Origin of the sequence: Paenibacillus sp. FSL F4-0087 (assembly GCF_038020215.1) — a bacterium.
GTDB lineage: Bacteria > Bacillota > Bacilli > Paenibacillales > Paenibacillaceae > Paenibacillus > Paenibacillus taichungensis.
In genome coordinates this window covers 5198486-5218271 of the sequence record NZ_JBBODJ010000001.1, presented here as the reverse complement: position 1 = coordinate 5218271, position 19786 = coordinate 5198486, and the positions used below count along the sequence as shown (strand labels likewise).

The following is a 19786-nucleotide window of genomic DNA, read 5'->3' as shown; positions in this document are numbered from 1 at the left end:
ATTGCCGGAGTGCAATTCGGTCTGCATTAGCCGATATCGCCTCACGAACACAGTATACCAAAGTTCTGCCCAAAGTTCACGTCTTATGTTCATTTTAACGGTGTAAATTCGACAAATTGTTTAATTTATCAATGAAACTTCACCGGAGTATACCGATACACGCTCACCGTTTTTCTTCTCCAAAATCAATGCACCAGAAGGATCAAGCCCTATGGCTGTACCTTCGATGATACCCTGCGGATTAGCCACCTTAATTTCACGGTTCATGGATACGGACAAAGCTTCCCAGAGCGAAGAGATCACACCGAACCCTTCCTTTTGATACAAAAAATACAAACGCTCCAACTCCGAGAGAATGGCCGCTGCAAGTTTGGTTCGGTCTATCGTTTGTCCGGTCTCCATCTTAAGTGAAGTAGCAATTGATATCAGATCCTCGGGATAATCCTTGGGATCGAAGTTCACATCTACGCCTATGCCTGCGATACAGTACCGTAATTCGTGGTCTTCAACGGTTGATTCAAGCAGAATCCCGCATACCTTGCGACCATCAATTAAAAGATCATTAGGCCATTTGATACCGGCATCAGCGCCTGTATACGATCTAATCGCACGACACACCGCCACACCCGTTAATAATGTAAGCTGTGGTGTATTTTGCAGTGCAAGCTCCGGACGCATTAGAACACTCATCCAGATGCCTCTTCCCGGTGGTGAGAACCATTTACGTCCAAAGCGGCCTCGTCCACCCGTCTGTTCTTCTGCCAGCACCACTGTCCCTTCACCCTGCCCCTGTTCAGCCATGTGCTGAACATCACCTTGGGTGGACAATGTGGAATTCAGAATGATTGCCTTCCGACCAAACACTGTCGTTTCCAGTGCCAGTTGAAGCGCTGTGGCATCGATACTGTCCGGTTTCGTGACCAAGCGATACCCTTTGCGAGATACGGCTTCAAACTCATAACCCATGTCACGCAGTTTGTTTACGTGCTTCCACACGGCCGTTCGGCTAATGGAAAGGTTGCGACTGATCTCTTCACCAGACACAAACTCTCCTTCTGCATTTAGTAACATATGTAACAGTTCCTCATGCTTTGTCATCTGCAGCCACCCGCTTTACTTCGTTGGTCAGCATGTCATGCTGATTCGCTATATTTCCGATCGCAGTCTCTCTTAAGAGATGTTTCATCAGTTGTCCAAGCCATGGTCCACCCTTACGTCCAAGCAGCTGTAGGATGTTCTCACCTGTAATTTGCAAATCTTTCAGTTCGTGCACCTTCATGGATTGGCTCCATGCAGCGCCGTGGGATTGTATTACCACGATCTGCTCTTCGTGTAGGACCTCTTGATCTCGCCAACCTGATGGAAGCAGTGGTTGAATAATGAGCCAGTCCTCTACTGCCTGACGTCCGCAAGACAGCACAGTTACGATCCATTCTGATCGCAGTGTCTCTTCATCCTTTTGCTCCTGTATGACTTTCTGGATCAACTCTTCGACCTGCAGAACTCCATTAATGCGGGAACGATCTTCATTAGAAAACGTCCATTTTCGAAGCAAAGCATCTGCTTCATCCTTGGTATAATGGCCTGCAATCAGTATCATGGACCAGCGCAACAAAACGTTCTCTTCCATTAATTGTTCCATATTAGACATGAGGGCTTTATTAAATCGTTCCCTGTGGATTGGTGCCTTCACATGCTCCAGTGCCTGACTGCGAAACAGCAATTCCAGACCGCGCAGCGGATGGGGGCCTGCCATCATTTTCACCATTTCGGTACGTACTCTCTCCATGGCGATATGTTGGAGCAGATCCTTTTGATGAACAAGCCCTTTCCAGGTGTTGTAGGCAATTTTGAAATCAAATACCGAAGCAAAACGAACACAGCGAAGCATCCGCAGCGCATCTTCACCAAACCGTTCTGTCGCCGATCCTACACATCTGACCCGTCCATCCTGGATATCCGATTGTCCACCGAAAGGATCAACGATATTTCCGTCTTGATCCATAGCGAGAGCATTCATAGTAAAGTCACGCCGCTGCAAATCTTCTTTGACATCCTGCACAAATTGAACGGCAGCGGGTCTTCGATTATCCTTATATTCAGATTCAGTGCGGAACGTTGTAACTTCAAAGTAAAAACCTCCTGAACGTACAGTAACCGTTCCATGCTGGAGGCCCGTAGGAATGCAATCCGCAAACAGTTCCATGACTTGCTCAGGAGAAGCGGACGTGGTGATATCCATATCATCCACGCTACGTTCCAGCAGTTCATCACGCACACAACCACCGACCCAATAAGCTTCGTATCCTTTTTCATTTAATGTTCGCAGCACCTGTTCACTTTGTCTTGCCATTTCATGATCTACCTGTGTCCATTGAACCACTTACTCTCACCCCATAACTACGTGTTGCTTGGTGTGGCTTACACAGATATATTTCCAAGATGGAACAATCCTATCTGACAATCAGCCACAAACCGGCTTCAGATTCGGAACTTCACGTCCCAGCACCCGGTAGTATATTTGTTCATATTCATGCCGAATAGCATCGTTACAGAAATCATGGTGTGCCCGTTTCAGGCACGCTTCTCTAAAGTCCGCTGTCAAACGGTCGTCTGTCAACAAACGAATCGTGTTCTCCGCCATCGATTGCGTGTCACCGATTGGAGACAAAAATCCGGTCTTGCCGTGCAATACCAATTCAGGGATCCCCCCTGCTATTGAACCAATGGTAGGTACACCACAAGCCATGGCTTCGAGTGCCACCAGACCAAAGCTTTCCTTCTCCGACGGCAGCATAAGCACATCAGCCATTGAAATGACTTGAGCAATATCATCCTGCTTGCCTAGAAAATGGACCTTGTCATTCAGTCCAAGCTCATTAATCTTCCATTGAATCTTCGGCAAATCCGGTCCTTCTCCAACAAATAACAGTTTGGCTGGTACTTGCTCCTGTACTTGACGGAACACTTCCACCACATCCTGTGTTCTCTTCACTGGACGGAAGTTGGAAATATGCATCAGTATTTTTTCGTGAGGTGCTGCGAAGTCTCTACGCAGACTTGCTGCATCACGTGGATAATAAATTCTTTTATCAATAAAGTTATAGGTCAGATCGATTGGACGCCTAATATCCAGCAAATCAACCGTTTCACGAATTAAATCCTGGGATACGGCCGTAACCGCATCACTCTCGTTGATGGCAAGTCGAATCAGATCCTTCAGCGACTCATCCTGCGCCAGTACGGTAATATCTGTTCCGTGTAACGTTGTGACCACCTTTAAATCCTCACCAACCATTTGTTTTGCCAAGAAGGCACACACCGCATGGGGCACTGCATAATGTACATGCAGCAGATCCAGCTGCTGTGCTTTGGCTACTTGCGCCATTTTCGTGGCCAATGACAGGTCATACGGTGGATAACGGAAGACGTAATAATCGTTGACCTCAACTTCATGATAAAAAATATTTTTCTGAAATTTACCCAGTCTAAACGGGATACTATTGGCAATAAAGTGAACCTGGTGACCCTGTTCGGCAAGCAATTTGCCCAGCTCCGTTGCGACAACGCCAGACCCTCCGAGGGACGGATAACAGGTAATACCAATTTTTAGCTTTTGATCCATCCGGTGGACGCTCCTTTAATCTCCCGCGTGTGCAGGTTGATGTAATGCAACGGAAATGCAATTGATAAATGATTTATACGAGCAAGTTCGATCGTTTTATGACTTGGCTGCTTGGCCAAATTGATGAACTACATAAGGTGTAATGCTAGCGAACCCTTCTGCAAAAGGAATGAGGCTCCGCTGTCCGAGCAAAGAATCCCGGGCTTTCACACGTTCAATATATCCTTGAGTCAATGGAGTGGCAACTGAGCCTTCTCCCAATTCGAACTGGGAACGATAACTTAGCAATGAATTTTCCTTCTGCTCATAGTGTTCCGTAATATCCACAATCAAATCCGTTGGTCCGATATCGTTAATGAAGTAAAAATACAATTCTTTCACTTGAACTGCGGGCATGTCCGGCTTATAGTTTCTAAGCTTGGCATTAAAGACAGCCTCCTGCACCAGCTTGCTGCACATTACATGATCTGGGTGACGATCCTCCCAATATGGCGCAAACACGATTCGAGGGGCATGACGCCGTATCTCGGCAGTCACAGCTTCGATGTGTTCAGGAGTAATATACAGCCCCCGATCAGGCAAACCGAGATTGCTTCGACACGAAAGACCGAGGACGCGGGAGGCTTGCTCCGCTTCCTCGGCTCTGCGCTCTACCGTCCCGTTGGAAGACATCTCCGCTCGGGTCAGATCACACACGCCTACTTTCAGTCCAGCTGCAGTATGTTTGGCAATCGTCCCTGCCATCCCAATCTCTGCATCATCCGCGTGTGCACCAAATATGAGAATGTCCAAACTCATTGAGCATCACCCGAATTCAATCCACCCTCAGGCTTGTATTTATGTACAAGCTCTCTCCAGCCAAAATCACCGCGATCGAGCGCTTTGACGAGAATTTCTGCAGTTGCAATATTCGTAGCAAGCGGAATCCCCTGTACATCGCACAGACGCAGCAAAGCGTTAATATCTGGTTCATGAGGTTGTGCCATCAATGGATCACGCAGGAAAATAATCAAATCCATCTCATTTTGTGCAACCAAGGCTCCGATCTGTTGATCTCCGCCCAGTGGACCGGATTCAAACCGATGGATTTGTAGTGAGGTTCCTTCCATAATACGAAGACCTGTTGTACCTGTCGAGTATAATTGATGGTCTGTAAATACGTTTTCGTAGGCTGTCACGAAGTTAACCATCTCTTCTTTTTTGCGATCATGGGCAATAAATGCAATTTTCAACATGACAATCTCCTTTTAGTGTGTGTTCAAAAAGTCAGGTTTTCAGCAACAAGAAGGTTGGATGAAGCTAGGGACTGAGTAGCGGAGCTACACGTTTTCGGAGAAAACGGCTTCGGAAGCATGTGCTTGCGAACCTACGTGAGCAACGGAAGGCCTGGCTTCATTCAAGATTCGATGTCGTATACGCTTCTCGAGTGACCTCGTGATCAAAAGTTGACTTTTTGAACTACCTCTTTTAGTCGATAAAGTGATCAAATCCGTAGATAAGTCCTGTATATTCCATAACCTTCTGTACACCAATCTTAACACCAGGCATATAACCTGCACGCTCATAGGAATCATGACGGATTTTGAGGGATTGGCCAAAGTCTCCAAATACCACTTCCTGCTGGGCGAATACCCCCGGCAACCGGACACTATGAATTCGGAATCCATTATAATATCCACCACGCGATCCTTCGATCGTCTCTTCTTCATTCGGATTACCCTGACGAAGTTCCTCGCGGTTTGCTGCAATTAGCTCGGCTGTTTTGATTGCTGTACCCGAAGGAGCATCCAGCTTCTGATCCCCGTGATATTCGATGATCTCCACATTCGGCATATGTTTGGCAGCCTGTGCGGCAAATCTCATCATCAGAATAGCACCGATTGAGAAGTTCGGGGCAATCAACCCTCCAATGCCTTTGTCCTGACACTGCTTGTCCAGCTGTTCGATCTGTTCCGGCGTAAAGCCGGTAACACCCATAACAGGTCTGACCCCATGCCGGATCGCAATCTCTGTATGAGCAAAGGCATATTGAGGGACTGTAAAGTCCACCATAACCTGTGGTTTATTCTCTGCAAAAGCCATCTCAATATCATCGGTCAGAAGCACCCCACATTCGGGTAGACCGACAAGTGTTCCGGCGTCCGTGCCTACTCCGGAGCGGTTGACCGCTGCGGCGAGCTCCAGTTCAGGATCTTGAAGCACCAGTTTCACTACTTCACGGCCCATCCGGCCAGCTGCTCCGATTACGGCAACTCTTATTACTTCACTCATCTTGACTGCATCTCCTCACTATATTGGTTCGATTGGTTAAATCCATTCAAAAGATCTCCATCCCGCTTTGAAACGGCATCTTATTGAATGGATTTCATACGCTGCTTAATTTCCTGTAACAATAGATGCAGTTGATCATTCTGCGGGTCCAGCAACAATGCGTCACGAACGGAACGGGTTGCAAGGTCGAACTCATTCAGATCACTGTAAGCAAGAGCAAGCATGATATGCGCTTCCACATATAACGGGTCAAGTTTTACTGCCTGTTTCAGCAGATCGGCCGCCTGCACATATCGTTCATGCGTTCCGTTTCCGGCCTGTTCAAGCAGCACCTTTGCCTGAAGGCTTATCTGTTTGGCTTCCAGGGTCTGCAAATGCAAAACATACTCCTCTATCCCTTGTGACAGTTCAACAGCCTTACGGGCATATTCAAGCGCTGGAACAAGGTGTTGACTACGAGCATGTGTAATGGAACAACGATAATAGAGCTCCGCATGTTCCGGGTAAGCATTAATGGCAGATTCAAACCAACGAATCGCCTGCTCAAAATCATTTTGCAAAATACAGCGGTAAGCATGCTGCATATACTCTTCCGGTTTCATCATCCAAGCTGTCCCTCCCCCATTGAGGTGATGGTACAGCATATGTAATCTACGCCTAATCGGTGTTTTTTGGCGTCCACCGATTTGCATCGCGTGTGTTAAATTTATGCATGACTTTGTCGTGCGCCTCTGCCAGATCGATCCCGAGAGAGTTAGCAAAACAAATCGTGATAAATAAAATGTCCCCGAGCTCAAGCTCAATGGAATTGTCTGCTTCGGAAGATTTTTTCGGTTTTTCACCGAACTCGTGATTCACTTCCCTTGCAAGCTCTCCCACCTCTTCAGACATACGGGCGAGCATGGCCAGCGGGCTGAAGTATCCTTCTTTGAACTGGGAAATATACAGATCAACCTCACGCTGCATTTCTGCAATGCTTTTCTCCATGAGAACGGATTCTCCTTTTGAAATTGTGTCGTATTTGTTCCTAATATATCAGTTATTTAGATTCACTTCCACCATCATAAACGACAAATCATTTTTAAAGAATCAATAAACAGGTATACTAAGATGGGAATGATTGCTTTCTCATTCTAATTTGTAAAACGGAGAGGGAACTTATGAGCACTTCCAAAACCTGGGTTCAATTCAAATTGATTCTCCCCATCCTATTGGGTACGGCATTGTATGCCTTTGGACTTCTGTACTTCATCATCCCCAACCAGCTCATGGAAGGCGGCGTAACCGGGATTACGGTCCTGCTAAATTATGCATTCAACATCTCTCCTTCGCTTACAACCTTGGTCGTTAATATTCCACTCTTTCTAGTGGGGCTCAAGATTTTGGGCGGCAGACAGATGATTTATACAGGCGTGGGTATAGGAGCGCTTACGGTGTTCCTCTGGTTATTTGAAAAAATGATTGATCTTGGCTGGATTGAACCGCTGCATACCGAGAATGACCTTTTACTTGCGGCGCTTTACGCTGGGGTTACATTGGGAGCAGGCCTTGGAATCGTTTTCCGCTGGGGCGGAACGACAGGTGGTTCTGACATCATAGCCCGCATTCTTAATCGAAAATATGGCTGGAGTATGGGACGAGTACTATTAGGTATCGATTTCATCATTATTGGTATCTCCCTCGTCTACATTCCCAAAGAAAAAATACTGTATACCCTTGTGGCTGTATTTATCGCCTCTAAAGTAATCGACTTCATTCAGGAAGGGGCTTATTCGGCCCGCGCATTTATGATCATCAGTGATCATGCACCTGAGATTGCAAATTTGATTACCCGTGATATGGATCGCGGCGTAACGCTCATTCCAGCCATTGGTGCGTATTCGAAACAAGCCAAACATGTTGCTTACTGTGTCATCTCCAGGCAGGAATTCAGACGTTTGCAGACGATTGTGCGTTCGGTTGATCCTAGAGCATTTGTTATTATTAGCGATGTGCATGACGTACATGGAGAAGGGTTTAAGGAAAGCTGAACTTTATACTTGTACAAAAGAAAACCTCTATCTTCAAGAGAAGCGCCACCAGCTGGCCTTCCTTGTAGACAGAGGTCTTTGTCATATCATGATGACAGTAATGGCTCAACGACGAAACGGAAAAATGCCTTGCTGCTGTGCCCGATATTTACGGTAACCCGCATAACTTAGTGCTGCTATGATTATGGAAGTAATCAGCAATCCGGCCGCCCTGCGATTGGGCCCCTGAACAAACGGTACAAAGGCACTTTCGTCCTTTTCTCGACCAAACAACTGGTTCACCAACTCTTCACCATGGGCTACCATACTCTTTAATTGTGCGGTGTCAATCTGCTTGGCCGCAGTCAGACCTTTGGTATGAGACAACCAGGCATCCAGTTGGGCGATCTCGTAAGGTTCACGGCGGATCATCGCCGCAGGTCGAATCGTCTCGTAATGCTCCTCCAGCAAGGCGTAGCGGCTTGCTATTATCGTCGAACTTAACTGCTGGTCTGCCGCGGTTGACAGCGCATCAATATCATTTTTTACGATTTTATAATACTGGAGCCATAGGGGTTTGGCCGGGTTAGCGAGACTATCTGCCGCAAGTCGAAGTTTGGCAGAAGCCTGCTGCAAAGACGCATCATCACTTTTCACCCTGACCGCAGCTTCTTTTACTTCAACAATGGTCTCGGATAGGGCATGAATGCCTTCTACAGTAGTCTGACCCTCAAAGGATATATGCTCCAGACCTTTACTGATTCGCAAAATACTGCCTCTAACCTCTTCAATATCATTCTCCAAGGCATGTCGATACAGCAGGGCCGCTTCTTCATTTAATTGCTCAATTGAATTTTTGGCTGATACTTGCTGATCTGTATTTCCGTTCGCATCTGTACTTTCCGCTGATACGCTGTATGACAAGTTCGTCCAGAACAGTAGAGTCATGAACGACACCACCATAAATCCAGTTTTGATCCTGAACGTTCTCTTCATGGACATCCCTCCCACCATCAATGTATGGCAGGGAAGAGTTCCTTAGAACAAGCTTACATGATGAAATCAGGCCCGTTTGGCCTGTCTCAAGGCAAGCCACGCACAGAGAATGCTCACTAGCGTCAGTCCCACGGTGAAATTGCGTACACCATCCAGATGATCCATCAGCGATGCGGGCAGCCAAGGGAAGATGTCATAGGTATAATCCATTGTATCGTTTAGCAGTGTCCACAAGGCAGCAACCACCAAAGCACCCCAACGGAACCCAAAGAACCTCACATACAGCAATGCCTCGATAGCCATGGCGCTATGCGACGCAATCAACATCCAATCCTGCCAGTTCTGTGCGCCCCCCTGCATCCAGCCTGCAAAAATGATGGAGACTGCCCATACGCCGTATTTTACCGAAGTAACCACAGCAAGCGCCTGTATGACATGTCCAATCCGATTCAGAAGCCTCGATTTCGGCTTGTACAAAATCCACAATAAGGATAGTGTAAAAAACAGACTCGCTGTCGGACTGTCCGGCACAAACACAATTTGCCATAGTGGTTGCTGTGCCAGCGTATATTCCAATTGATCCCCGTACCATATGTATCCATATACTGTTCCTAATGCGTTACACCAAAAAAGAAGCCACAGGAAGTAACGGTTTGTTAGAAATTCCCGGCTCCAAAAGTACGATAAAGCCACATGCTCTGCCCCTTCCATTATGTGTATTCTGCGTTCCAAAAGATGATGTTGCGAAAAACGCCTCAAAAAAACCTGACCGCATAAACGATCAGGTTTCATTGCTTATTTCGATTTTACTGTTCTGCCTTCTGTTTCGCAAGCCATTCCGCCAAGTGATTGATGTCATCATCTGTCAAACCTTGGGCGATGGCTTGATCATACATTGCGGGCATTGAGTTATATCCTTCTTTGATAATGGTCAGAATTTCTTCCTGGCTGTGTTTGTCGCCCACACCCCGAAGCGAAGGCCCTCCTGCTCCCTTCATATCAGCCGCATGACATCCGATACATCCGGCCTTTTTGAAGGTTTCCATCGCAGGGTCATCCTTCTCAACAATCGCCACTTCTTCTTTTTGACCTGCCGCATTCGACGTAGGAAGACCCTGCGCGTGTTTCTCACGCGCTTCTTCTTCACGCTGAATATGTTCCGGCTTTTGGCCGCTTGCTTCCAACTCATGCGCGTAGTGTGTCCATGCAACATTGGTCAGGTAGAAAACGGCCATCACCGATAGAATCATAAGTGATGATGCAATCGGACGTTTGTAGAAACGCCGCTCCTTGCCTGTATCCAGAAAAGGGGCCAGTAACAAAGCACCGAAAGCAACTCCGCTGACTCCAAGTACCCCGAGCAGGACATAATCACCTGAGGCATATGGGTATTTCAAATACTGATACAGAAAAAGGAAGTACCAGTCCGGCATCGGGATAACCGATGCACTTGGATTGGCCGGATAGCCCAGTGGTGCAGGTTCCGAAATCGTTAATACCAGAATACCAACCAGTACAACGACACCAACCATCCATTCCTTCAGCAAGAAGTTAGGAATAAAAGCCTCTGATTTGCCGGGATACGCCGTGTAATCCGGTGGAGTTATAAACCCCGCTCCTTTACGGACGCGTGAGTCCCCGACGAAGATAATCTTTTCCTGGTCATCTGACTTGTGTCCGTGAGCCATGTCGATTCCTCCCTTCTCAGATTATAGTGGTCCCGAAATGCCCTGTCTGCGGATCATAATAAAGTGACCGACCAGAAGCACCAGAAGCACAGCCGGAAGGAAGAAGACGTGCAGGGCAAAGAATCGTGTTAACGTCTGCGCACCTACAATAGTTCCGCCTTGCAGGAATTCCTTAATGATCGGTCCCAGCCAAGGAACCGTATTCGCAATCTCCAGAGTAACCTTGGTTGCAAAGTAGGCTTTGTTATCCCAAGGCAACAGGTAACCGGTAAGCCCCAGACCCAGCATGACAAAAAAGATCAGCATGCCGACAACCCAGTTCATCTCGCGTGGTGCTTTGTAAGAGCCGGTAAAGAACACACGCATCGTATGTAAGAACATCATAACGATAACCAAGCTGGCTCCCCAATGGTGCATCCCGCGTACAATTTGGCCGAAGGCTACTTTAGTCTGCAAATACTCAACACTGGCGTAAGCATTAATAATATCAGGCACATAATACATGGTCAGGAACATCCCTGACAAAATTTGAATAACAGTGATAAAGAACGTCAATCCACCAAAGCAGTACACGAATGCGGAAAAGTGATGAGCCGGGTTTACGTGCTCTGGAACTTCATGATCCGCAACGTCCCTCCAAATTGGCGTGATATCGAGACGCTCGTCAATCCAGTCATAGACATTTTTAAACATCTGCGTTCACGCCTCCTATTTGACTCGGGTGTTCGGAATAATGTCGCCCAGATAAACCCAACCCTGATCTTCTTTAACCACATACTCATCAAGCGGCTTCGGGGCTACGGCAAGGTTCTTGCCTTCCTTGTTATAATGCGCGCCATGGCACGGACAATGATATTCGTCAGGATATTGCTTATCACTGTTCCAACCTACGGTACATCCCAAATGTTTACAAATGGGTGAAAGCGCATAGATTTTGCCCTGCTCATCTTTCCTGATCCAGGCGATTAACGAAGCATTGCTCAAATACCAACCGTCTTGCTGTTTCAATTCAAACGTAAATTCTTGAGGTTCATTCGTAATTTTGCTGATTTCCGCTACTTTGACAGAGGTGCCTTCTCCCTTGTGCTGCAAAATCGGGTCCACCGCAAAACGGACCATGGGGAGTATTGCACCGGCGGCCATGTAGGCTGTAGCTCCACCAAGCGTGTACGTCAAAAACTGCCTGCGTGACATTTCCATGCGGCTTGGCAATTTCATCGAAGCTTCGTGCTGGTCATGCTCACTGCTCATACTGTCTCCAACCCCCTTTTTCAGCCAACTCTCTCAATCGTTTTCATTATCAGAAATTCCACGACTTACTAGAACATACATAATCATATAGTAGCCCTAGAACACCGTCAAGAATTTGTCACACATTTTTAAGGTTCATTTGTAAGCGTTATTAAAAAAATGTTGGTAAATTGTCACATTTGTCACAGGTAGGTCACCTTTTCCATAACTCACGGATTTTTTCCCCGACAAAACGCGAAATCCCTTCTTCTCCAACCTCTTGAATTAAAGTAGAACGACTTAATACCAAATCTGCAGAGGTAATTTGGGTATGTTCCAACTCGCCATCAGATGACATTATAACCACATATTTGAAACCGGAGGATTTGAGCTGTTCGGATAAGGTATTTAATGCCATTGACATATCTGGACACGCATAATGGAATGCAGGGTAAGTCATGATACGTCCTTTAAAAGGAATCTCCACCAGATCCAAAAAATCTCTAAGTCGCTCCAACGCCTCAGTTGCTTCAACCGGGGACTGCTTGCCCGTCAGGGCTGTATATGGAATAAGGCATGTATCCAGATAGAGTTGCAGTTCCGCCCAGCTGTCTTGAGTCATCTCACTGAATTTCAATTCCCTAATTCCCCTCTCTATCCATTTTATTCCCATATTATATATGAGCGTATATTATAAATCCAGAGATTCATACTTTTTCCGCATAAGAATGATGAAGAATACAAAAAAGAAATGCGTGTTTCACGCATTTCCTGTCGTATATATTATTTTACATGCTCATCAGTTTATGGCCTTTAGTTCATCCGTCAGATTCCGGAAAGCTACTTCGTCTCCGGTAGCCAATGCCTTATCGATTTCCATATACAGCTTCTCGCTGCGCTGTTTACGAAGCGCGTCGTCCCACACCATCTCAGCAGCCAGCCCCAACATGACTTCATACGTAACTTTCATTTTATCCAATAGGATGCACCTCCAAAACGGATTTAAGAGCTCCTATATTCCTTTCCTTTGGCAACATAACCTAGTGTAGTTCTGGACATCCGCTCAAGATCTGCGTCAGTCAACTCACGTATCACTTTGGCTGGTGTGCCCAAAGCAAGGGTATAGGGCGGTATTTTAGTATTTTCAGTTACAACAGAACCGGCCCCGATCAGCGTATATTCACCAATTTCGGCTCCATTGAGAAGGATAGCGCCCATACCAATCAGCGAACCTGTTCCGATACGACATCCATGGATAATCGCAGAATGCCCTACCGATACATCGTCGTCCAAAATCAAAGGTTGATCTGTGTTGACGTGCCCAACAGCATTATCCTGTATATTACAGCGCCGTCCAATCACAATGGGTGCCAGATCGGCGCGCAGCACAGCATTGAACCAGATCGTAGATTCTTCACCCATTGTCAGATCACCTATAAGTTTGGCGCCTTCAGCCATATAGACCGAAGGGTGTAACTGGGGTTGCATACCTTTGTATGGAATTATCATTAGTATCACTCCTTAATTTGGGAGTGATTTTAGCAACTTGTCCTTCACTTGTCAAACATAACGGGACTAATATCCCCGGACAGCGAGCGACAGGATGACGCAAGCCGTGAACCCCATGCTGTCATTTGTACTGTTCGCCCATCTGCATGTTCTCCAATGCGAAGCATGCCTAGGTGCAGCATCATTTTGAGTATCCTGTTGTCATAAATCGTCTCGGCAGTGTCATAATAGAACGGCTGAATGTAGGGACCAATCTGGCGGAACAAAGACTCTGCTGTGGACCAGCCAGCTGCACATTCCCCTGTCCAGTACACTATGGAGGACAGATTGGGAATAGCACCTTTATAAAGTCTTAACCAAAACCGAAATAGCTGTATCATCTCGGCTGTTTTCTCCGCACCCAGCTTGTCTTCACCAGAAGGTGACAATTTCAGCGTGCCCTGCTCCTCACGGACCAGACGATGATGAAAAGCATAGTCGTAGATGAACGCAAATCGGTCGGGGTAGTCTTTGAACGAACGACCATAACCGAATCTCCATCCTGCCTTACCCACCAGCGCCTCACTCACATGCAAATGCTCCATGATCTGCTGTTGAGAACGACGATACATCATGCCTTCTGCGTTCAGTGCTATTTCATGCTGCTGGACAAATTGCAGAAACAGTTTCAGATCATCTGCGAGTAGATGGTATTCATCCCTGTAAACGGGCGGCTCGCTCGTCTGTGCAATGCCTGCTTTCAGGTGAGTGGATAACACATCACGAAATCTCATTTGCAAATCCTTAGGTACCTGATACAGGTATCTGGTCTGCTGAGTTGTGCCATTGAATAACCATCCACTCTTCGTGAAGCTTACGATAAGATCACGTGGACTGGCTCCAGCCTCGCTATCTTTTTTATCCATCGATTGACGAGCAATGGCGACAAGTTCCTCCATACCGAAGTATTGGCGGGTATCAAACAGCAAGTTGTTCAAAAACCGTAGATCTACCTGGTTTAGTTCCCTAACCTGCTGCTCAAAAAAAGGTCTGCTGCCCAATGTAGTGAGAATACTCTGGATGAGTTCATGTTTGGAATTGGGCTTACACTCGCACTGGTAATAGTCTGCTATTCGATTAAGCTGGCCGATATCGGCAAAAGTAAGCATATCCGCTAGATTCATGGGTCCATCGCCTCGCCCTTGACTACTTTTTGGCTGTTGATTCGGGGCCTGGAGTAGTTTGGTTTTGTAAACATCGTTGACGGAATTCCCATGATCTAAACCTCTTTTTTGCAAATCTTTTATGTTTTAACCATACTATGCCCGAAGTTGCCTGCTCAGAAGAAGAATGAGAGGTTCAAAATCATATAGAAATTGAACTAGAGAATATTTACACTTGCCACTCCAATGACAGAACAACCTTCTGATCGCTGTTATCCCCAATTTTTTTGGATTCCCTTTTTTCGAAGGGGAAAATCTGGGGACAAAGGCGCAGCGTATGCTTCCGACGCAGCTTTCTTTCAGAAAGCTTTTAGCTCCGCTTCCTCAGGTTAATTCTGTCCTCTCCGTTCTTGTGTAAATGTTTATTTCAATCTCTATAGAATGCCAGTTACACATTGCTATAACGCAAAAAAACAACCTGAGTTAATTACTCAGGTTGTTTTGCCAGATCTAATGAAAGGTGTCGTGTACAGTTATAAAGCAATGGACTCCAATCGTCACGTTCCTTCTCCAGGATCGTAAGCGATAGGTTTCCAATTCGTTCCGTATAGCGGTCTTTATACAAAGCTGATAGCAAACTGGCTAAAAAAGCGCCATGGGAGACAATCAGCACATTTTGGTCCTGATGAGCCTCCCATAAATCCTCCAGAAAGCCCAATGCACGTGTCTGAATATCAGCAATCTGTTCCTGTCCCAAATCAAGCGTCTCCCAGGAAGCGCCCCAGCGAGCCACACGCTCTTCGGATGTCAGACCTTCAATTTGACCAAAGGCACGCTCTTTCAAGCGTGCATCCGGCTCAAGCAAAGGAACATTCAATAGCCCGGAGATAATCTCTCCCGTCTCCTGAGCTCTGGACAGCCCGCTCGTAATGATATGGTCCCAGCGATACTCTTCGGTAAGCAAACGTCTACCCAGACGCTCAGCTTGCTCACGACCTTCCGCATTCAGAGGTATGTCTGTCTGTCCCTGAATACGCCCTGCTGCATTCCAGTCGGTTAGACCGTGACGAATAAGCCCAATGCGCATCTCATCCCTCATTTCTCTATACGGTGAACGAAAGCTTTACCTAAGCACGTGCACCTTGTTTGCGTTTGTTTGTTGAACGATGCATCCGCCCAAGAGAGAACAGAGCCATACCTATTGCAAGCAGCGACAACGCCATCCAGTACTGTGGATACGCTGGGCCCATGCTCACAACGAAGGGCTCAATAATACTCCCTCTATCTGCTCCCGTCATGTTGTACTTGTACAATCCGGAGGAAGAAGGCTCACTGCCCGCTACTCCTGTCTCCAAAATACCCGTAGAGACCACGCTGGTCTGCTCAGCTTCTGATACGTCCGGCTTAAACATCGCCATGTACAGAAAGCTGCATAAGAAAATTGCCAGGAACGCAGCAATCCACAAAGACATATGCTTGCGGATCACAGCAGAGAAACGATTAACCTTTGCCTCTTCCGGCAGTAGCCATGGAGACTCCGCATAGATCCGGTCCATAACATTACGGTTCACTTTCTCTGCTTGTTGTTCTGTCACTGGGACCGGTATGCTGTGCAGCAGAATTTGAGCTTCTTCCCAAACCTCAAATTGCTGCGAGCAATCTTCACAACCAGCGAGATGAGCATGAAATGCAATTCGCTGAGGATGAGCTTCCGGCAAGTCCCAGACCAGTGCAAACAGTTCCTGGGCTTCATTGCAATTCATCTGTTCTTCATCCCTTCATATGGCTCGTAGACCGGTTCGAAGAAATAAGGTTCCAATTGAGTTTTTACGCTTGACCTTGCTCTGAACAATAACGATTTTACAGAACTGACGCTCTGCCCAAGAATATTTGCAATCTCCTGGTAATCTAGTTGATCATACTCACGGAGTATAATGGCAGAACGCTGCTTCTCCGGTAAATTGTTAATTGCATCCCTAACCAGCATCACCCGCTCACTGCGCAATACAGCATGCTCTGGCGCATTCTCAGAAGGAGCAACAGGTACAATACCGCTCTCTTCAAGTGGAACACTCCCACTACGCTGTTTGCGAAGCTCACTCAGTACCGTATTTCTCGCAATGGTATATAACCAGGTTGAGAATGAGGCATCCACCTCTCGGAATGAGTGCAGACTGCGGAACGCCTTATAGAAAGTCTCAGAACAGAGATCTTCCGCAAGCAGCTCCATATTAGAACTTTTCAACATATGATATACGAAAGCCAGTATTTTACGCTGATAACGACTCATCAGCTCGGAATATAACTCCAGGTTACCTTCCTTGATCTCTCGAATCAACTGGGAATCCGTCATTTGAGTGCGACCCCTCCTCGCCCATCCATGTGCTTCTCCCCGTTCGACTCTATCCATGTATTACCGAACAGGCACAAAAAAGTTGCGGTTTTCACCGCATAAAACAGCGTTCAGCGCCAAAACAGGCCTTCCCGCCAAATTCCCCTATGTAATGGCAATTTCCCCAACGTTTCTACATTAACAGTATTTATTGTACAACGGTCTGCATCATCCTGGCAAATCCATGGCTTCCGTTGAAGCCCGACCAGTCATTATTATGCAGCCATTTTCTCGTCCATGACTTCAATTTGATCCCTTTTGTGAAGCCACTCATATATTGGACGAACGAAGGCCTCAAAAAGTTTGTGTGAATTAAGAAATAATTTTAAAATTTCAGCAGAATTTCGTCATAACATATTTTTAGCAATTGCACCATTAAACCTTATTTCCGATCATCGAGCAATAGACAAAATGCATTTCCAACTCACTTTATGCAAGGATTATATTTCCTTAATTTACGAATGTTATAATTAACTTAAACAATTTTACTCAAAGTGTTGACAAAATGAAAACGGATACATATAATAAAAGTACAGTATGGTTTCTCTCCACTCCTATCCAATAACTGTATTGCTCCACGTGAGCAATGGCCGCTTATGTAAGCGGTCTTTTTTTTGTCCTTTTTTAGAACATGTCCTGTAACAGCCGATTATCAACATAAAAAAGAGGGCTTTCGCCCCCTTCCAATAACCTAAACCCACACTTGATACCCCAGGGAATCCAGCAACGTTTTGGCACGTTCCATTTCTTCTTCTTGCCGGAACGACAAACGCATAATGCCCGGCACATCGACCCGGTTCTCAATAATCTCCATGTTGCTTAAGTTAATATCATTCGCCCCAAGCTCGGTGGCAATCTTGCCGATCATCCCCGGTGCATCCTGTACGTCCGTATATAGATCAAACAACGACGAGATCATGCCTTTCCGTCGTTCTGGCAGCACACTGCGGAACTCGCGTGCCTGACGAAACGCCTCCTCAATGCCCTCACCATTTTGTTGCTCCAGCATATCGGTGAAAGCCGTCATTTGGCCGTTCCAGTCCTTCAACAAGCCCAGCAGCACCTCACGGTTGCTCAGCAGAATATCTCTCCATACAATGGCATCACTGGAGGCAATCCGAGTAATATCACGGAAACCGCCTGCAGCCAGCATTTTATACAAAGGGTTCGACTCATTATATTCACGCACCTGGTTCACCAGCGCAACTGCAATAACATGTGGCAAATGACTGATCGCTCCAACTATGTCATCGTGCAGCAGCGGCTCTACACGAACAATCTGTGCACGTGTGTACGCAAGAAGATCAGATAATCTGTCATAAGCTTCCTCAGGTACTTGTTCTGAAGGGGTCAAGACATAGTATGCATTCTCAAATAATACAGACGAGGCTGCATCCACACCTGCACGCTCAGATCCGGCCATCGGATGACCGCCAATAAAGTATGCATCACTCATGCGGACATGCTCAGCACAAGCTGCGATGGATGCCTTTGTGCTTCCTACGTCCGTAATGATACATCCCTTTTTCAAGGGAAGCTTGGCCAATTGTCCAAAATAGGATTCGAGCAGCCCAACAGGTACGCACAAAAAAATAAAGTCGGCATCCTGTACCGCTTCCTCCAGAGAGAGCGTAGCATCATCCACTACACCACTCGCTATGTACTTGTCCTTCAGTTCAGGCAGGTGGGCATAGCCCATCACCGTTACACCAGGCTTGCCTTTGAAGCAAAGCGCCAGTGAACCGCCGATGAGCCCTACACCGATCATTGCAATTTTTAGTTTCATGGGTCCTCACTCTTTTCATCGCCAGATTTAAGGGCGTGCTACCGCCTTCTCAGCCAGCGTGTTCTTCAGTGCCGTGACAAACGCACGGTTCTGTTCTGATGTTCCGACGGACACACGAATGTATGTTGGATATACATGGAATCCAGGACGAACGATAATGCCTTGTTTCAAAAGCGACTGGAATGCCGTTGCAGATGGCATGTCCAGATCAACCATGATGAAGTTACCCTGCGAAGGGAAAAACGGCAGTTCTAACCGTGTGAATTCATTTTGTAAATACGCTCGTTCTACTGCATTACGCTCCGCACATTCTTGGACAAAAGCCTGATCCTCAAGTGCAGCTTTCGCCGCAGCCTGACCGAATCGTGAAGTATTAAACGGTTCACGCACACGGTTGATCAGATCGATTACTTCTGGGCGTGCAATACCGTATCCAATACGCAATGAAGCCAATCCATAGATTTTGGAGAATGTCCGCAAAATAACCAGGTTAGGATAACGCTCAATCATAGGAACACTTTGTGGATACGCCTCATCTGTTACAAATTCATAGTAAGCTTCATCCAGCACAACCATCACATGAGAAGGTACACGATCCATAAATGCCGTCAATTCCTGCTCAGAGATAATTGTACCGGTTGGATTATTGGGGTTACACACCCAGATTGCTTTCGTCTTATCATTGATTTGCGCCAGCATGGAAGTCAGGTCATGAGTTCCATCTTTGAGCGGTACTTCAATGCTGATAGCACCTTCGATGTCAGCGTTACTTTTGTATACAGAGAACGTCTGGTCAGCCATGATGTTCTCGTCTCCCGGGAGAAAGAATGCACGAGTGATCAACGCAATGATCTCATCCGATCCACAACCAAAGATTAGATTATCCCGTTCCACTCCCAGATGCTTCGCCAGCACTTCAGTCAGTTCCGTGGAACTTCCATCCGGATATATGCTTACATTGACTAGCTCTCTGGTGATTGCTTCAAGCGCAGCAGGAGAACTCCCATATGGATTTTCGTTGGAGGCCAGCTTGATCACTTGCTCCAAACCCAGTTCACGTTTCACTTCTTCAATCGGTTTGCCCGGTTTATATACAGGCAGATTGACAATCTGGGACTTCGGTTTCAACCCGACCGCC

Annotated in this window: 23 protein-coding genes; 1 reads left to right on the top strand and 22 read right to left on the bottom strand. The window is 46.6% G+C overall.

From position 1 onward, the window contains the following. Window positions 1-120: 120 nt before the first annotated feature. From MHB84_RS24055 to MHB84_RS24020, 8 genes are all read right to left on the bottom strand, one after another. A complete protein-coding gene (locus tag MHB84_RS24055; protein ID WP_076288957.1) occupies window positions 121-1098 on the bottom strand; it encodes a biotin--[acetyl-CoA-carboxylase] ligase in 978 nt (325 codons plus the stop codon). After that, the gene (locus MHB84_RS24050) at window positions 1085-2383 is read right to left on the bottom strand and encodes a CCA tRNA nucleotidyltransferase (RefSeq protein ID WP_256716796.1); all 1299 of its coding nucleotides are present in this window, start codon (window positions 2381-2383) and stop codon (window positions 1085-1087) included. The genes MHB84_RS24055 and MHB84_RS24050 overlap by 14 nt, the downstream gene beginning before the upstream one ends. Before the next feature lie 81 nt (window positions 2384-2464). Beyond that, complete coding sequence (gene bshA, locus MHB84_RS24045; RefSeq protein ID WP_076288956.1) at window positions 2465-3625, bottom strand: N-acetyl-alpha-D-glucosaminyl L-malate synthase BshA; 1161 nt, start codon at window positions 3623-3625, stop codon at window positions 2465-2467. Between the two features lie 96 nt (window positions 3626-3721). After that, window positions 3722-4423, bottom strand: a complete 702-nt coding sequence (gene bshB1, locus MHB84_RS24040) for a bacillithiol biosynthesis deacetylase BshB1 (protein WP_076288955.1) — start codon at window positions 4421-4423, stop codon at window positions 3722-3724. Then, window positions 4420-4860, bottom strand: a complete 441-nt coding sequence (gene mgsA / locus MHB84_RS24035) for a methylglyoxal synthase (RefSeq protein WP_024630633.1) — start codon at window positions 4858-4860, stop codon at window positions 4420-4422. The genes bshB1 and mgsA overlap by 4 nt, the downstream gene beginning before the upstream one ends. A 232-nt stretch (window positions 4861-5092) precedes the next feature. Next, window positions 5093-5896 carry a 4-hydroxy-tetrahydrodipicolinate reductase gene (gene dapB, locus MHB84_RS24030; RefSeq protein WP_076288954.1) on the bottom strand — a complete coding sequence of 268 codons (804 nt, stop codon included), beginning with the start codon at window positions 5894-5896 and terminating at the stop codon, window positions 5093-5095. An 80-nt stretch (window positions 5897-5976) separates the two neighbouring features. Further along, window positions 5977-6501 carry a tetratricopeptide repeat protein gene (locus MHB84_RS24025; RefSeq protein ID WP_256716795.1) on the bottom strand — a complete coding sequence of 175 codons (525 nt, stop codon included), beginning with the start codon at window positions 6499-6501 and terminating at the stop codon, window positions 5977-5979. A 52-nt stretch (window positions 6502-6553) separates the two neighbouring features. Continuing rightward, window positions 6554-6883: a nucleotide pyrophosphohydrolase gene (locus MHB84_RS24020; RefSeq protein ID WP_024630636.1), complete on the bottom strand. Its 330-nt coding sequence runs from the start codon at window positions 6881-6883 to the stop codon at window positions 6554-6556. A 173-nt stretch (window positions 6884-7056) separates the two neighbouring features. Here MHB84_RS24020 and MHB84_RS24015 point away from each other — a divergent pair, with 173 nt between their 5' ends. After that, window positions 7057-7926 carry a YitT family protein gene (locus tag MHB84_RS24015; RefSeq protein ID WP_076288953.1) on the top strand — a complete coding sequence of 290 codons (870 nt, stop codon included), beginning with the start codon at window positions 7057-7059 and terminating at the stop codon, window positions 7924-7926. Between the two features lie 105 nt (window positions 7927-8031). Here MHB84_RS24015 and MHB84_RS24010 read toward each other — a convergent pair whose 3' ends face one another. The 14 genes from MHB84_RS24010 to hisC form a co-directional block, all read right to left on the bottom strand. Then, on the bottom strand, window positions 8032-8901 hold the full coding sequence (locus MHB84_RS24010; protein WP_076288952.1) for a sporulation protein YpjB: 870 nt from the start codon (window positions 8899-8901) through the stop codon (window positions 8032-8034). A 66-nt stretch (window positions 8902-8967) separates the two neighbouring features. Beyond that, a complete protein-coding gene (locus MHB84_RS24005; protein ID WP_076289338.1) occupies window positions 8968-9594 on the bottom strand; it encodes a DUF1405 domain-containing protein in 627 nt (208 codons plus the stop codon). Window positions 9595-9707: 113 nt separating this feature from the next. Next, the gene (locus MHB84_RS24000; RefSeq protein ID WP_076288951.1) at window positions 9708-10589 is read right to left on the bottom strand and encodes a menaquinol-cytochrome c reductase cytochrome b/c subunit; all 882 of its coding nucleotides are present in this window, start codon (window positions 10587-10589) and stop codon (window positions 9708-9710) included. A gap of 21 nt (window positions 10590-10610) precedes the next feature. Beyond that, the gene (qcrB, locus tag MHB84_RS23995) at window positions 10611-11282 is read right to left on the bottom strand and encodes a menaquinol-cytochrome c reductase cytochrome b subunit (RefSeq protein WP_017687726.1); all 672 of its coding nucleotides are present in this window, start codon (window positions 11280-11282) and stop codon (window positions 10611-10613) included. A gap of 15 nt (window positions 11283-11297) precedes the next feature. After that, window positions 11298-11840 (bottom strand): QcrA and Rieske domain-containing protein, encoded by a 543-nt coding sequence (locus MHB84_RS23990; RefSeq protein ID WP_076288950.1) that lies wholly within the window; start codon window positions 11838-11840, stop codon window positions 11298-11300. 193 nt (window positions 11841-12033) lie between these two features. Continuing rightward, window positions 12034-12456: a DUF2487 family protein gene (locus tag MHB84_RS23985; protein ID WP_076288949.1), complete on the bottom strand. Its 423-nt coding sequence runs from the start codon at window positions 12454-12456 to the stop codon at window positions 12034-12036. A gap of 162 nt (window positions 12457-12618) precedes the next feature. Next, a complete protein-coding gene (locus tag MHB84_RS23980) occupies window positions 12619-12798 on the bottom strand; it encodes an IDEAL domain-containing protein (protein ID WP_024630643.1) in 180 nt (59 codons plus the stop codon). A 23-nt stretch (window positions 12799-12821) separates the two neighbouring features. Then, window positions 12822-13328, bottom strand: coding sequence for a gamma carbonic anhydrase family protein (locus MHB84_RS23975; RefSeq protein ID WP_063566783.1), 507 nt, complete (start codon window positions 13326-13328; stop codon window positions 12822-12824). Window positions 13329-13372: 44 nt separating this feature from the next. Further along, window positions 13373-14491 carry a hypothetical protein gene (locus MHB84_RS23970; RefSeq protein WP_076288948.1) on the bottom strand — a complete coding sequence of 373 codons (1119 nt, stop codon included), beginning with the start codon at window positions 14489-14491 and terminating at the stop codon, window positions 13373-13375. A gap of 466 nt (window positions 14492-14957) precedes the next feature. After that, window positions 14958-15557, bottom strand: coding sequence for a histidine phosphatase family protein (locus MHB84_RS23965; RefSeq protein WP_076288947.1), 600 nt, complete (start codon window positions 15555-15557; stop codon window positions 14958-14960). Window positions 15558-15597: 40 nt separating this feature from the next. Next, on the bottom strand, window positions 15598-16233 hold the full coding sequence (locus MHB84_RS23960; RefSeq protein WP_076288946.1) for an anti-sigma factor family protein: 636 nt from the start codon (window positions 16231-16233) through the stop codon (window positions 15598-15600). Then, window positions 16230-16823: an RNA polymerase sigma factor gene (locus tag MHB84_RS23955; protein ID WP_053780698.1), complete on the bottom strand. Its 594-nt coding sequence runs from the start codon at window positions 16821-16823 to the stop codon at window positions 16230-16232. The genes MHB84_RS23960 and MHB84_RS23955 overlap by 4 nt, the downstream gene beginning before the upstream one ends. 730 nt (window positions 16824-17553) lie before the next feature. Beyond that, on the bottom strand, window positions 17554-18648 hold the full coding sequence (locus tag MHB84_RS23950; protein WP_076288945.1) for a prephenate dehydrogenase: 1095 nt from the start codon (window positions 18646-18648) through the stop codon (window positions 17554-17556). A gap of 27 nt (window positions 18649-18675) precedes the next feature. Continuing rightward, a complete protein-coding gene (gene hisC / locus MHB84_RS23945; RefSeq protein WP_076288944.1) occupies window positions 18676-19776 on the bottom strand; it encodes a histidinol-phosphate transaminase in 1101 nt (366 codons plus the stop codon). Window positions 19777-19786: the final 10 nt, after the last annotated feature.

What these genes read in the sequence shown, in the direction of transcription:
- MHB84_RS23965 (WP_076288947.1), bottom strand. Translation starts at nt 15,557, where the DNA reads ATGCGCATTGGGCTTATTCGTCACGGTCTAACCGACTGGAATGCAGCA.
- MHB84_RS24020 (WP_024630636.1), bottom strand. Translation starts at nt 6,883, where the DNA reads ATGGAGAAAAGCATTGCAGAAATGCAGCGTGAGGTTGATCTGTATATT.
- MHB84_RS23970 (WP_076288948.1), bottom strand. Translation starts at nt 14,491, where the DNA reads ATGAATCTAGCGGATATGCTTACTTTTGCCGATATCGGCCAGCTTAAT.
- MHB84_RS24010 (WP_076288952.1), bottom strand. Translation starts at nt 8,901, where the DNA reads ATGAAGAGAACGTTCAGGATCAAAACTGGATTTATGGTGGTGTCGTTC.
- MHB84_RS24015 (WP_076288953.1), top strand. Translation starts at nt 7,057, where the DNA reads ATGAGCACTTCCAAAACCTGGGTTCAATTCAAATTGATTCTCCCCATC.
- dapB (WP_076288954.1), bottom strand. Translation starts at nt 5,896, where the DNA reads ATGAGTGAAGTAATAAGAGTTGCCGTAATCGGAGCAGCTGGCCGGATG.
- MHB84_RS23955 (WP_053780698.1), bottom strand. Translation starts at nt 16,823, where the DNA reads ATGACGGATTCCCAGTTGATTCGAGAGATCAAGGAAGGTAACCTGGAG.
- mgsA (WP_024630633.1), bottom strand. Translation starts at nt 4,860, where the DNA reads ATGTTGAAAATTGCATTTATTGCCCATGATCGCAAAAAAGAAGAGATG.
- qcrB (WP_017687726.1), bottom strand. Translation starts at nt 11,282, where the DNA reads ATGTTTAAAAATGTCTATGACTGGATTGACGAGCGTCTCGATATCACG.
- MHB84_RS24000 (WP_076288951.1), bottom strand. Translation starts at nt 10,589, where the DNA reads ATGGCTCACGGACACAAGTCAGATGACCAGGAAAAGATTATCTTCGTC.
- bshB1 (WP_076288955.1), bottom strand. Translation starts at nt 4,423, where the DNA reads ATGAGTTTGGACATTCTCATATTTGGTGCACACGCGGATGATGCAGAG.
- MHB84_RS23990 (WP_076288950.1), bottom strand. Translation starts at nt 11,840, where the DNA reads ATGAGCAGTGAGCATGACCAGCACGAAGCTTCGATGAAATTGCCAAGC.
- MHB84_RS23975 (WP_063566783.1), bottom strand. Translation starts at nt 13,328, where the DNA reads ATGATAATTCCATACAAAGGTATGCAACCCCAGTTACACCCTTCGGTC.
- MHB84_RS23950 (WP_076288945.1), bottom strand. Translation starts at nt 18,648, where the DNA reads ATGAAACTAAAAATTGCAATGATCGGTGTAGGGCTCATCGGCGGTTCA.
- MHB84_RS24055 (WP_076288957.1), bottom strand. Translation starts at nt 1,098, where the DNA reads ATGACAAAGCATGAGGAACTGTTACATATGTTACTAAATGCAGAAGGA.
- bshA (WP_076288956.1), bottom strand. Translation starts at nt 3,625, where the DNA reads ATGGATCAAAAGCTAAAAATTGGTATTACCTGTTATCCGTCCCTCGGA.
- MHB84_RS23960 (WP_076288946.1), bottom strand. Translation starts at nt 16,233, where the DNA reads ATGAATTGCAATGAAGCCCAGGAACTGTTTGCACTGGTCTGGGACTTG.
- MHB84_RS24025 (WP_256716795.1), bottom strand. Translation starts at nt 6,501, where the DNA reads ATGATGAAACCGGAAGAGTATATGCAGCATGCTTACCGCTGTATTTTG.